Source organism: Methylobacterium phyllostachyos, from assembly GCF_900103445.1.
In the GTDB taxonomy this organism is placed as follows: Bacteria; Pseudomonadota; Alphaproteobacteria; order Rhizobiales; family Beijerinckiaceae; genus Methylobacterium; species Methylobacterium phyllostachyos.
This window is the reverse complement of the sequence record NZ_FNHS01000001.1, coordinates 96419-109123: the sequence shown is the minus strand read 5'-3', so window position 1 is coordinate 109123 and position 12705 is coordinate 96419. Positions and strand designations below refer to the sequence as shown.

Here is a 12705-nt window from a genome sequence, read left to right as displayed (position 1 = left end):
CACGCTGCGTGCGCAGAACTGGGGCGTCCACGCGGTGCCCTGTCATGCCCTCCCATTCCGCCCGGTCCCGTCGCCGGCCTTTCCGACTCGCAATGCTCGCCACGATGAGCTTGGCGGGGCTTGCGATCGTCCCGACGCAGGGTGCCGACGTCCATCCCCTCGAACGGCCCAGGCCGCGGGTTCAAGTCCCGGCTGCCGAGCGCTGGCGGCTGCGGCCCGCGGAGCCGGTGATGCCGAGCACGACCGGTAGCATCGGCCGGCGTCCCGAGATGCCGATCCCCGAGAGCCGTCGCGCCGTCCGCCTGGTTTATCCGCCGCTGATCGAGGTGCGCTGAGCGCCGCCTCCGGGCTTGGCGATCCGAACCCGCTCGGGCACAGGGCCTGCATCGCCCGACGCGGACGAAGGGCTTTTAGCCGGTATGGAGATGGCGGATGGTCGAGGCGGTCGCCCTGATCGGGTGCAAGAGCCCGGCGCAGGAGGCGGAGTACCTGCGGATCCTGTCGGAGGCGATGCCCGAGGAGCGAATCGTCCCGTTCCGGGCGCTGGATGATGCGGCCCGCGCGGCGGCGCGCATCGCCATCGTGGCCAATCCCGACCCGGCGGAGGTCGCGGCGCTGCCCGGGCTCGTCTGGGTGCAGAGCCTGTGGGCCGGCGTCGAGAAGCTCGTCGGCGCCTTCGACCGGCCCCTGCCGATCGTCCGGCTGGTTGACCGGGAGATGGCGCGCACCATGGCCGAGGCGGTGCTGGCCTGGACCTACTACCTCCAGCGCGACATGCCGGCCTATGCCCGGCAGCAGCGCGAGCGGGTCTGGCGGGCGCATCCCTATCGCAAGCCGGCCGACGTCACGGTCGGCCTGCTCGGCCTGGGGGCGCTCGGCACCGCGGCGGCACAGCGCCTCGTCGAGGCGGGTTTTAACGTGGTCGGCTGGAGCCGCACCCCGCGCGATGCAGCAGGCATCGAAACGGTCCACGGGCCGGAGGGACTCCCCGTTATGCTCGGCCGCAGCGATGTCGTCGTCTGCCTCGTCCCCCTCACGGCGCAGACGCGCGGCCTGATGAACGCCGAGCGCCTGTCGGCCCTGAAAGCGGGGGCGGCGCTGATCAACTTCGCCCGGGGGCCGATCGTCGTGACGGACGACCTGATCGCCGCCCTCGATTCCGGGCACCTGTCGCATGCCGTGCTCGACGTGTTCGAGATTGAGCCGCTGCCGTCGGATTCGCCCCTCTGGTCCCATCCCGGCGTAACCGTGCTGCCGCATATCTCGGGCCCGACCGATATGGACTCGGCCGCGGCCACGGTGGCGGCGAATGTGCGGGCCTACCGGAGGACCGGGCAGGTGCCGGAGGGCATCGACGCGGGCCGGGGCTACTGACGCGCCACCCGGGCTCGCGGGTGGCCTTGAACCTGAGCAGTAAGGTGCCGAACCTCGTCGGCCTCGCCTGGACGGCGCCCTGTCGGCACGATGCCGGCCTCACCCTGGGGCTCGATGCCGGAACCCAGCTCGGTGTGCCGGGCTTGCTCTACAAGGGGATTCCTCCCGATCCGGCCAACGCCCTCCGGGCCCTGGTCGATCGGGATCTGCGCGCCAGGATGGCGGCCGCGAACGCGGCTTCGGATACGGCGCGGATCGCCCGAGTTACTTGAACGGGGCACGCCTTCTGGGCCGATGCCGGCACGCGCGTCTCGCCGGCGGAGCAGACGGCGTCGATCGCCTCACGAAGCCGGCTGCAACGCCCCGACCACGACGCGCGGATCACGGACGCCATCATGACGCAGAACACGAACCCGGTCTGGTTGATCACCGGCTGCTCCACTGGCTTCGGTCGGGAACTCGCCAAGCTCGTCGTCGCGCGCGGCTGGCGCGCGGTGATCACGGCCCGGGACCGGGCCAAGGTGGCCGACCTCGCGCGGGGCGTTGAGGATCGCGTCCTGCCCCTGTCGCTCGATGTGACCGAGACCGGCCCAATCACCGACTGCGTGCGCGCCGCCACGGAAAAATTCGGGCGGATCGACGTGCTCGTGAACAATGCGGGCTACGGCTACCAATCCTCGATCGAGGAGGGCGAGGAGGACAAAATCCGCGCCCAGTTCGACGCCAACGTGTTCGGGCTGTTCGCACTCACCCGCGCGGTGTTGCCGGTGATGCGGGCGCAGAAGGCCGGCCACATCCTCAACATCACCTCGGTGGCGGGCTTCGTGGGCTTTCCGGCCTCCGGCTACTACGCCGCGACCAAGCACGCCGTGGAGGGGTTTTCGGATTCCCTCGCCGCCGAGGCCGGGCCGCTCGGAATCCGGGTGACCTGCATCGAGCCAGGCCCGTTCCGCACCGACTGGGCCGGGCGCTCCCTCGTCCAGACGCCGAACGCGATTCCCGACTACGCCGACACCGCCGGCGCACGCCTGAAGGCCACGTCGGAGAAGAGCGGCACGCAGATTGGCGATCCGGTGCGGGCCGGCGAAGCGATGATCCGGGTGACCGAGATGGAGGATCCGCCACGCCACCTCGTGCTCGGCGCCTGGGGCTACGACGCCGTCACGAACCGGTTGAAGCAGGCTCTCGCCGAGATCGAGGCTTCGCGGGAGATCAGCTTGGGGGCCGATTACCCGCAGGCATAGAGTTTCCGGCGTTACGACGCCGTCTGTGCGAGCGGAGCGAAGCGACCTGGGAGCCCGACATGCGCAGATGTCGCGCTTCCCTAGGTTGCTTCATTCCGTTCGCAAAGACGCGGTTTAAATGATCCCCTCGATCAAACCCCGCCGCTTGGCCTCTTCCGCATTCAGATACCAATTGGCCGGAGCCTTCTCGAGCACCTCGTCCAGGGTCACGTCGGAGCCCTGAATGAGGTTCGAAAACCCCTCGTTCTGGATCTCGATCGAGCACAGGATCTCGTTCAGCGTCGCCTTCACGGCGGCGACGCAGGTCGTGAGCGGCCCCTGAACGTGGAGCTGCTTGTTCATCTTACGCTCGTGGATCATCAGCCGCGTCCCGCGGGTCAGGTAGCGGTTCGGCTTCGCGAAGAAGCTCATGAAGGTGGTGCCGGCCGAGTAGATCGCCGCCTTGCCGAGGAAGTCGAACCGCCGGTTCGGGGCCATTGCGCTGTTGAAGCGGATGTCCTCGCCCATCATTCGGGCGACCTCGGGATCGCCGCCCAGCGTCGTCAGCTCGATCACGACGATCTCACGCTGCTCCGCCGCGCCGAGCTGGCGGCGGAAATCCTTGTACATGTCGTAATCGACCGATCCCGAGAGCAGGACGGCCGGGGCCCGGAAGGCGGTGGGGCCGAGCGGAGTGGTGTCCAAGGGGCTTCCTCGTCGTAAGATCGGTCCGGAACCGCCCCCGCGGCCCCGAACCCGTGACCTCAGCGTACCGGGTCCGGCGCGCCCGCGCCCTTGCCCACGAAGGGGATGCCCTTGATCGGGCATTCCTCCGTGCCGACGCTCTGCCGGGTAATGGCCCGGACGGCGTCGCGGGTTCCGTCGGGATCCTCGATCCAGCGCCGGTAGAACTCGTAGGGGCATTCCGACATCCCGTGCCGGTTCTCCTTGGAGTTGATCATGCCGGTATAGCCGCGGTGCAGCAGCTTGAAGAGGTGGTTCTCCGACTGGCCGTGGGCGCGGAAATCCCGGATCAGAAACTTCGACAGGGCCGCGTACTGGATGCCCATCTCCTCCTCGCCGCACTCGCCCAGCGTCCGACCGTCGAAGCCGATGATCGCCGAGTGGCCGAAATAGGTGTAGACGCCGTCGAAGCCGGCAGCATTCGAGACGGCAACGTAGACGTTGTTGGCGAAAGCCATCGCCTTCGAGATGACGACCTGCTGCTCCTTGGCCGGATACATGTAGCCCTGGCAGCGGATGATCAGCTCTGCGCCGCGCATGGCGCAGTCGCGCCAGATCTCGGGATAATTGCCGTCGTCGCAGATGATCAGGCTGATCTTCAGCCCCTTCGGCCCGTCCGACACGTAGGTGCGGTCGCCCGGATACCAGCCCTCGATCGGGGTCCAGGGCATGATCTTGCGGTACTTCTGAACGATCTCGCCCTGGTCGTTCATCAGGATCAGGGTGTTGTAGGGCGCCTTGTGCGGGTGCTCCTCGTGGCGTTCGCCGGTGAGCGAGAACACGCCCCAGACCTTGGCTTCGCGGCAGGCGGCGGCGAACACCTCGGTCTCGGCGCCCGGGACCGTGGAAGCAGTCTCGTACATCTCGGCGGCGTCATACATGATGCCGTGGGTCGAGTATTCCGGGAAGATCACGAGGTCGAGGCCGGGCAGGCCGGTCTTCATCCCGACGATCATCTTGCCGATCGCCTTGGCGTTCTCGAGCACCTCCGCGCGGGTGTGCAGGCGCGGCATCTTGTAGTTCACGACGGCGACGCCGACGCTGTCCTGACTGGACGAGATGTCTCCGTGCATCATGGCGTGATGTCCTCCTGATCGCGGATTTCCAGCGCTGACGCGCTCTCCTCCCCCTGTGGGGAGGAGTTGGAGGTGGGGGTTGAGCAGGATCGAGCGCTGCGGTGCCTTCTGCACCACCCCCACCCCTAACCCCTCCCCACAGGGGGGAGGGGAACGATGGTGCGCGCAGTCCGCCTGTCCGGCTCAGTGGCTGATCATCCAGGGCCTTGCCTTCGGGAAGCTCTTGGCGGCGGCCGGGGCGGCGGTCGCCTTCTTGGGTGAGCAGCAGCCGCAGCCCGCCCCGTGACTGCCCGAGCGCTTGGGTGCATGGCGGCTGCGCTCGTTGGTGGCGTGGGCGGTTCTGAGGCCCGCATCCATGCCGGCGATGCGCGGCGCGGTGAGGAAGGCGCGCTGGCTCGTGCCCCCGCAATCCGGGCAGGCGTGCGGATCGCGGAACTCGGCCATCGGCCGCATCACCGTGAAGGGACCGCAGGCCTCGCAGGCGTAGTCGTAGACGGGCATGGGGTGCTTCCAGAAAGGCTGCCGGGTCAAGCGCGGGTCCCCTCTCCCGTGCGGGAGAGGGACAGGGTGAGGGGCGAGAACTTTCCGGAGAGGTCGCATCCCTCACCCCAACCCTCTCCCGCACGGGAGAGGGGGTAGGTCGTGTCCGGCTGGACCGAGGTGCCCGCCGGACGAGGGATCATTTAGAGATCCGGCGAGAGCGGCATCTGGATCGAGCCGTCGAGGAACTTGGTCGGTCCGTCGGCGCCCGGGTTGATGTCGAACTCGAAGATCTTGGTCGGTATCCAGAGCGTCGCACAGGCGTTCGGGATGTCGACGACGCCCGAGATGTGGCCCTGGACCGGCGCCGTGCCGAGGATCGAGTAGGCCTGCGCGCCCGAGTAGCCGAACTTCTTCAGATACTCGATCGCGTTCAGGCAGGCCTGCCGGTAGGCGATGTGCACGTCGAGGTAATGCTGGCCGCCGTGCTCGTCGACCGAGATGCCCTCGAAGATCAGGTGGTCGTCGAATTTCGGCGTGATCGGCGACGGCTTGAAGATCGGGTTCTTGATCCCGTACTTGGCCATGCCGTCCTTGATCAGCTCGACCTTGAGATGCACCCAGCCGGCCATCTCGATGGCGCCGCAGAAGGTGATCTCGCCGTCGCCCTGGCTGAAATGCAGGTCGCCCATCGAGAGGCCGGCGCCAGGCACGTAGACCGGGAAGTAGATCTTCGAGCCGCGCGACAGGTCCTTGATGTCGCAATTGCCGCCGTGCTCGCGGGGCGGGACCGTGCGGGCACCGGTGGCGGCGGCCGCGTCCTTCGCGTCGCCCTTGAGGCGGCCCATATGGGCCGTCGGGCCGAAGGGCAGCGTGGCGAGCGCCGGCACGCGCTCGGGATTGGTGTCGTAGAGCGCCTTCTCGCGGGTGTTCCAGGTCTCCAGCATCTTGGGATCGGGCAGGCAGCCGATCAGGCCGGGATGGATCAGGCCGGGGAAGCGCACGCCCGGGACGTGGCGCGACTTGGTGAACATCCCCTCGAAGTCCCAGATCGACTTCTGGGCCTGCGGGAAGTGCTCGTCCAGGAAGCCACCGCCGTTCTTCTTGGAGAAGAAGCCGTTGAAGCCCCACTGGCTCTCGGGCTTGGCGCCGATGTCGAGGAGATCGACCACCAGCAGGTCGCCGGGCTCGGCGCCCTCGACGCCGATGGGCCCTGAGAGGAAGTGCACGATCGACAGATCGATGTCGCGCACGTCGTCGGCGGAATCGTTGTTCTTGATGAAGCCGCCGGTCCAGTCGTAGGTCTCGACGATGAAGTCCGCGCCCGGCTTCACGTACGCCACCATCGGGATGTCGGGGTGCCAGCGGTTGTGCACCATGTCGTTGTCGTAGGCCGACTGCGTGAGATCGACCTTGATCAGCGTCTCGGGCATCTCGTCTCTCCAGCTCCCTGACTCTCCGGGGCAGGCCCCGTTCGCGCGCCTTTGCGCGTCTCTCACCCGCTCGCGAGCAGCTCCTTGAGCGCGTCGTCGAGGACCTTGATGTCGTCCGGGCTGGTACCGGGCCCGCCCGCGAAGTGGCCCCACCACGTGTCGATCACGCGCAGCTCCGCGTTCGGCATGGCGGCCGCCTCGATGGCGTTGTCCTCGGGCGGGAAATACAGGTCGGTCGAGGCGGGCATCAGGATCGCCCTGGCGCGGATGGCGCCGAGCGCGGCCTTGAAGTCGCCTCTGAAGGTGTCGTTGGCGCTGATGTCGCCGTGCTGCCAGGTCCACAGCATGGCGAGCAGGTTGTTGGCGTCGCGCTCGTAGAACAGGCCTTCCCAGAACCCGATCAGGAAGTCCTCCAGCGAGGCGTAGCCCATGTGGGTGATGTCGGCTTCGAGCCGGTAGAAGGTCTGCGACAGGCCCCAGCCGGCGTAGACCCGGCCGAAGGCCCGCAGGCCCCGCGTCGGCGGGCTCGTGTACCAGCCTTCCGCCCAGGCGGCGTCGGCCTGGAGCGCGGCCTTGGCGCCCTCCAGGAACACGTAATTGTGCCGGGAGCACTTGGCCGAGCCCTGAAACGGCAGGATCTTCGGCACCATGTCGGGGTACATCGACGCCCAGTGGTAGGTCTGGAGCGCGCCCATCGACCAGCCGGTGACGAGAACCAGCTTCTCGATGCCGAAATGCTCGGTGACGAGGCGGTGCTGGGCGCGGACGTTGTCGTAGGCGGTGACGTTGGGGAAGCGCGGCCCGTTCCAGGGCGCGGGCGTGTTGCTCGGCGAGGATGAGAGCCCGTTGCCGAACATGTTCGGGATGATGGTGAAGTACTTGTCCGGGTCGAGCGCCTTGCCGGGGCCGATCAGCCACTCGTTCTCAGTGTGCTGGCCCGAGTACCAGGTCGGGTAGACGATGGCGTTGTCCTTGGCCGGGCTCAGCGTCCCGAAGGTCTTGAAGGCGAGCTTGGCCCCGCGCAGCGTCTTGCCGCACTGGAGCACGAAGTCGCCGAGTTCGAAGATCTCGTGATCGGCCATGCTGCGCCCCTAGACCGACAGGAACCGGGCGACGGCGGCCTCGTCGATCCCGTCGCGCGGGGCCTCGTGGACGATGGCGCCGTTCTCCAGCACAATCACCCGGTCCGCGACGTCGAGGGCGAAGCTCAGGACCTGCTCGGACACCACGATGGAGAGGCCGCGCGCGTCGCGGATCTTCTTGAGCGTCCGGCCCATCTCCCGAATGATCGAGGGCTGGATGCCCTCGGTGGGCTCGTCGAGGAGTAGGACTTTCGGCCGGCTCGCCAGCGCCCGGGCGATGGCGAGTTGCTGCTGCTGTCCGCCCGAGAGGTTGCCGCCGCGCCGTCCCTTCATCTCCAGCAGGACCGGGAACATGTCGTAGAGGTCCTGGGGCACCTTGCGGGTGCCGGTGACCGTGAGGCCGGTCTCGATGTTCTCCTGAACCGTCATGGTCGAGAAGATCATGCGGCCCTGCGGCACGTAGGCGAGGCCCTTGGCGACCCGGGCGTGGCTCTTGAGCCCGGCGATGTCCGCACCCTCGACCTGGATCGACCCGGCCTTGACGGGCACGAGGCCCATCAGGGTCTTCATCAGCGTGGTCTTGCCCATGCCGTTGCGGCCCATCACGGCGACGATCTCGCCCGGCGCCACCGAGAAGGTGAGCCCGTGCAGGACCTCGCTCTGGCCGTAGGCGGCGTGTAGGTCCTCGACGGCGAGCGCCGGCGTGGCGGAGGGGATCGTGGCGAGGGGCGGCGCCTGGACCAGGGGCGGATGCGCGGTCTGAAGCGAGCCCATCGTCAATGTCCCAAATACACTTCGATGACCTTCGGGTCGTTCTTAACCCGCTCCATCGAACCCTCAGACAGCACCTTGCCCTGGTGCAGGACGGTCACCCGGTGGGCGATGTCCTCGACGAACTTCATGTCGTGCTCGATCACCAGCACCGAGCGGCCCTTGATGATCTGGTTGAGCAGTTCGGCGGTCTTTATCCGCTCGCCGACGCTCATCCCCGCCACCGGCTCGTCGAGCATCAGCAGCTCCGGGTCCTGGATCAGCAGCATGCCGATCTCCAGCCATTGCTTCTGGCCGTGGCTCAGGAACTCGGCCCGCTCCTTCAGCTGGTCCTTCAGGAAGATCGTCTCGGCGATGGCGTGGATGCGGTCGCGGACCTCGGCGTCGCGCTTGAACGTCAGCGCGCCGAAAACCGAGCGCCCGCGGGGGAACGAGATCTCCAGGTTCTCGAACACCGTGAGGTCGTCGTAGATCGACGGCGTCTGGAACTTGCGGCCGACGCCGGCCTGCACGATCGCGCTCTCGGAGAGCTTGGTCAGCTCCTGGCCCTTGTACTTGATCGAGCCGGCGCTGGCCCGGGTGCGCCCGCAGATCAGGTCGAGGACCGTGGTCTTGCCGGCGCCGTTCGGGCCGATGATTACCCGGATCTCGTCGGGCTCGACGTAGAACGACACGTCGTTCACCGCCTTGAACCCGTCGAACGAGACCGTCAGCGCCTCAACGGCGAGGAGGTGATCGGGCGGGGCCGCCTCGGCGCCGACCACGGGGGAGGAGAGGATCGCGGCGTTCATGGTTCGACTCACTCGGCCGGGGCGCCAACGGGCGCACTTTCGGGCGGGACGATCGCGGACGGCGGGGCGCGCAGGCCCTTCACCCGGCGGGTGAGGCGCGGCTCGATATGCTCCCGCCAGATCCCCGCGAGGCCGTTCGGGAAGGCCAGCACCACCGCGATGAACAGGGCGCCGAGGCCGAACAGCCATAGATCCGGAAAGCTCTCGGAGAAGCTGGTCTTGGCCCAGTTGACGAGCAGCGTGCCCCAGACCGCGCCGAACAGCGACATGCGCCCGCCGACCGCGGCGTAGATCACCATCTCGATCGAGGGGACGATGCCCACGAAGGAGGGCGACATGAACCCGACCTGCAGGGTGAACATCGCCCCGCCGATCGCCGCCAATCCGGCGGCGAAGCAGAAGGCGAAGACCTTGAAGCCCGCCACCGAGTAGCCGGAGAAGCGGACCCGGTCCTCCTTGTCGCGCATGGCGACGAGGATGCGCCCGAGCTTCGACTTCTTCACATATTGCGCCGCCAGGATGCAGGCGATCAGCAGGCTGCCGTTGAGGAAGTACAGGATGGTCTTGGCGCCGTCGGTGCGGATATCCCAACCGTGGAGCGTGCGCAGGTCGGTGATGCCGTTGATGCCGCCGGTGTAGCCCTGCTGGCCGACGATCAGGATCGTCAGGATCGCGGCGATCGCCTGGGTGATGATGGCGAAGTAGGTGCCGCCGACCCGGCGCTTGAACATCGCGAAGGAGATCAGCATCGCGAACAGGACCGGGACCGCGACCGTCAGGATCAGCGTCAGCGGCAGGCTCTTGAACGGCTGCCAGAACCAGGGCAGCGCCGTGATCTGGTTCCAGTCCATGAAGTCCGGGATGCCGGGGGTGGACTGGATCTTGGTGTTGGCGACGCTCGAAGCCTCCAGCTTCAAGTACATCGCCATGCCGTAGCCGCCCAGCCCGAAGAACACGCCCTGGCCCAACGACAGGATGCCCGCGTAGCCCCAGCAGATCACCAGCCCAAGCGCCACGAAGGCGTAGGTGAGGTACTTGCCGACGAGGTTGAGGCGGAAGCTGTCGAGCATCAGCGGCAGGACGACCAGGATCACCCCGGCCAGGAGGAGGAGGCTCAGCCACTCCACCGGCTTCATGAACGGGTTGTCGTTGACGGTGACGGATTTGGTGAGGGTCTGGACGGGGTTCGTCATCGCGAAAAGATCCTCAGCGCCGAACCTTGAGGGTGAAGAGGCCCTGGGGCCTCAACATCAGGATGCCGACCACCGCGAGCAGGGTGATGACCTTGGCCATCGAGCCGGAGAGGAAGAATTCCAGGGTCGACTGGGTCTGAGAGATCGAGAAGGCAGACGCGATGGTGCCGAGGAGGCTCGCGGCGCCGCCGAAAACGACGATCAGGAAGGTGTCGACGATGTAGAGCTGGCCCGAGGTCGGCCCGGTCGAGCCGATCATCGTGAAGGCCGCGCCGGCGACGCCCGCGATGCCGCAGCCGAGGCCGAACGTGTAGCGGTCGACCTTCTCGGTATCGATGCCGACCGCCCCCGCCATGGCGCGGTTCGACATGACGGCGCGGACCTGCTGGCCGAAGCGCGAGCGGTAGATCAGCAGCGCGACGCTGACGGTGATCAGGATGGTGACGGCCATGACGAACAGGCCGTTGATCGGGATCTCGATCGTGTCGGTGACCTGGACCGAGCCGATCAGCCAGGACGGCAGCTCGACGCCGACCTCGCGAGCGCCGAAGATCGACCGGTAGGCCTGCTGGAGGATCAGCGAGAGGCCCCAGGTGGCGAGCAGCGTGTCGAGCGGGCGCTTGTAGAGGAACCGGATCAGGCCCCATTCCACCAGCATGCCCAAGGCCCCGGAGGCGAGGAACGCCAGCCCCATCGCGATGAAGAAATAGATCGGGAACAGCGCCGGCAGGTAGGTCTGGAAGAAGGTCGAGCAGAGATAGGTGACGTAGGCGCCGAGGATCATGAACTCCCCGTGGGCCATGTTGATCACGCCCATCTGGCCGAAGATGATCGCGAGCCCGAGCGCCATCAGCAGGTAGACGGAGAACAGGATCAGGCCGGCGAAGCCCTGCATGGCGAAGATCGCGCCGAGGTCGCCGAGGGAGTAGTCGCCGAGCATGTGTCGGTCTCCGCGCGAGGGCAGGACGATGGACTTCCGCGCCGCTCTCCCTCCCCCCTCTGCGGGGGAGGGTGGCCCCTGCGTCAGCGGGGGTCGGGAGAGGGGAGCGACGGTGCAGGACGAGGCTATGGCCTTCATGAAGGCTGCGCCTCTTTCGGGAGCCGGGTTCCCCTCTCCCGACCCCCTTCGGGGGCCACCCTCCCCCGCAGAGGGGGGAGGGAAGAAGCGGTGCGGCTACTGATATCCCTTCGGGAACGGATCCGGCTTGATCAGCTCGGGGCTCGTGTAGACGATCTCGAACTGGCCGTCGGTCTTGGCCCGGCCGACCCGGGTCTTCGACCAGAGGTGATGGTTCGGGTCGATCTTGACGTAGCCTTCCGGCGCAGCCTTGAATTCGATCCCGGGCGAGGCCGCCACCACCTTGTCGACGTCGAAGGAGCCGGCCTTCTCGCAGGCCATCTTCCACAGGAACGGGCCGAGATAGGCCGCCTGCGTCACGTCGCCGATGACGGTCTTCTCGCCCCACATCTTCTTGAAGGCGGCGACAAACGCCTTGTTGTTCTCGTTGTCGATCGACTGGAAGTACTTCATGCAGGCATAGGCCCCGGCGATGTTCTCGCCGCCGATGCCGTCGATCTCGTCCTCGGTGACCGAGATCGTCATCAGCACCTGCTTCGACAGGTCGATGCCCGCCGCCTTGAGCTGCTTGTAGAAGGCCACATTCGAGCCGCCGACGACGTCGGCGAAGATCACCTTCGGCTTGGTCAGCTTGATCTTGTTGATCACCGAGTTGAACTGCGTGTGGCCGAGCGGGAAGTACTCCTCGCCGACGACCTTGCCCTTGAGCACGTTCTCGACGTGCTTGCGGGCGATCTTGTTGGAGGTGCGCGGCCAGATGTAGTCCGAGCCGATGAAGTAGAAGCTGTCGCCGCCCTTCTCCTTGTGGACCCAGTCGAGCCCGGCGAGGATCTGCTGCGTGGCCTCCTGGCCGGTGTAGAAGACGTTCTTCGACTGCTCCAGGCCCTCGTAGAAGGTCGGGTAATAGAGCAGGCCGTTATACTGCTCGAAGACCGGCAGCACCGCCTTGCGCGAGGCCGATGTCCAGCAGCCCATCACGGCCGCGCAATGGTCGTTGACGAGGAGCTTCTTGGCCTTCTCGGCGAAGGTCGGCCAGTCGGAGGCGCCGTCCTCCTGGATGATCTTGATCTTCCGGCCGAGCACGCCGCCGGCGTCGTTGATCTGCTGGATCGCGAGCTTTTCCGCCTCCTGCGCGCCGGTCTCGGAAATCGCCATCGTGCCGGTGATCGAGTGCAGGATGCCGACCGTCACTTCCGTGTCCGTCACCGCCAGGCCGGTGGTGTTGACCGACGCGGTCGGCGGGGCTGCCGCCCAGGCGCCGCGCGGCATCAGCGCCAGCGCCGGGGCGCCGGCCAGCCCCATGAGCAGCCTGCGCCGCAGCGGCGAGCGCAAACCGTGATCGGCGCCGGTATCGGTGTCGTCTGCCATCTGCCTGACCCTGTTGGCGTCCGGGCTTCGAGAGGCGGCCCGGATCGACGAGCGCAGGCTAGGTCTGATGTCGCGCTGCGGCCTATACGCGA

13 protein-coding genes are annotated in these 12705 nt (G+C 67.1%); 3 read left to right on the top strand and 10 right to left on the bottom strand.

The annotated features are described in order from the left end of the window. Positions 1 to 432 precede the first annotated feature (432 nt). The 3 genes from BLQ49_RS00480 (at position 433) to BLQ49_RS00470 (ending at position 2618) form a co-directional block, all read left to right on the top strand. On the top strand, positions 433 to 1374 hold the full coding sequence (locus BLQ49_RS00480; protein WP_091712416.1) for a 2-hydroxyacid dehydrogenase: 942 nt from the start codon (positions 433 to 435) through the stop codon (positions 1372 to 1374). Between the two features lie 26 nt (positions 1375 to 1400). Next, positions 1401 to 1646 carry a hypothetical protein gene (locus BLQ49_RS00475; RefSeq protein WP_244507374.1) on the top strand — a complete coding sequence of 82 codons (246 nt, stop codon included), beginning with the start codon at positions 1401 to 1403 and terminating at the stop codon, positions 1644 to 1646. A 123-nt stretch (positions 1647 to 1769) separates the two neighbouring features. Continuing rightward, a complete protein-coding gene (locus tag BLQ49_RS00470) occupies positions 1770 to 2618 on the top strand; it encodes an oxidoreductase (protein WP_091712414.1) in 849 nt (282 codons plus the stop codon). 114 nt (positions 2619 to 2732) lie between these two features. On the opposite strand, the gene BLQ49_RS00465 is transcribed toward BLQ49_RS00470, so the two are convergent. The 10 genes from BLQ49_RS00465 to urtA all read right to left on the bottom strand — a co-directional run bounded on the left by BLQ49_RS00465 (position 2733) and on the right by urtA (position 12613). After that, positions 2733 to 3302: an ATP-dependent Clp protease proteolytic subunit gene (locus BLQ49_RS00465; RefSeq protein WP_091712413.1), complete on the bottom strand. Its 570-nt coding sequence runs from the start codon at positions 3300 to 3302 to the stop codon at positions 2733 to 2735. 59 nt (positions 3303 to 3361) lie between these two features. Next, positions 3362 to 4417 (bottom strand): aliphatic amidase, encoded by a 1056-nt coding sequence (locus BLQ49_RS00460; RefSeq protein WP_091712412.1) that lies wholly within the window; start codon positions 4415 to 4417, stop codon positions 3362 to 3364. A gap of 183 nt (positions 4418 to 4600) precedes the next feature. Next, entirely contained in the window at positions 4601 to 4918 is a 318-nt protein-coding gene (locus tag BLQ49_RS00455; protein ID WP_091712409.1) for an FmdB family zinc ribbon protein, read from the bottom strand. Between the two features lie 182 nt (positions 4919 to 5100). Continuing rightward, entirely contained in the window at positions 5101 to 6330 is a 1230-nt protein-coding gene (gene fmdA, locus BLQ49_RS00450) for a formamidase (RefSeq protein ID WP_050733158.1), read from the bottom strand. A 62-nt stretch (positions 6331 to 6392) separates the two neighbouring features. Continuing rightward, a complete protein-coding gene (locus tag BLQ49_RS00445; protein ID WP_091712407.1) occupies positions 6393 to 7412 on the bottom strand; it encodes an alpha/beta fold hydrolase in 1020 nt (339 codons plus the stop codon). A 9-nt stretch (positions 7413 to 7421) separates the two neighbouring features. Then, positions 7422 to 8186 carry an urea ABC transporter ATP-binding subunit UrtE gene (gene urtE / locus BLQ49_RS00440; protein ID WP_167627592.1) on the bottom strand — a complete coding sequence of 255 codons (765 nt, stop codon included), beginning with the start codon at positions 8184 to 8186 and terminating at the stop codon, positions 7422 to 7424. A 2-nt stretch (positions 8187 to 8188) separates the two neighbouring features. Continuing rightward, positions 8189 to 8974 (bottom strand): urea ABC transporter ATP-binding protein UrtD, encoded by a 786-nt coding sequence (gene urtD / locus BLQ49_RS00435; protein WP_091712405.1) that lies wholly within the window; start codon positions 8972 to 8974, stop codon positions 8189 to 8191. Between the two features lie 8 nt (positions 8975 to 8982). Then, positions 8983 to 10167: an urea ABC transporter permease subunit UrtC gene (gene urtC, locus BLQ49_RS00430; protein ID WP_091712404.1), complete on the bottom strand. Its 1185-nt coding sequence runs from the start codon at positions 10165 to 10167 to the stop codon at positions 8983 to 8985. A gap of 13 nt (positions 10168 to 10180) precedes the next feature. Continuing rightward, positions 10181 to 11107 carry an urea ABC transporter permease subunit UrtB gene (gene urtB, locus BLQ49_RS00425; RefSeq protein WP_091712402.1) on the bottom strand — a complete coding sequence of 309 codons (927 nt, stop codon included), beginning with the start codon at positions 11105 to 11107 and terminating at the stop codon, positions 10181 to 10183. 234 nt (positions 11108 to 11341) lie between these two features. Continuing rightward, positions 11342 to 12613, bottom strand: coding sequence for an urea ABC transporter substrate-binding protein (urtA, locus tag BLQ49_RS00420; protein WP_091712400.1), 1272 nt, complete (start codon positions 12611 to 12613; stop codon positions 11342 to 11344). Positions 12614 to 12705: the final 92 nt, after the last annotated feature.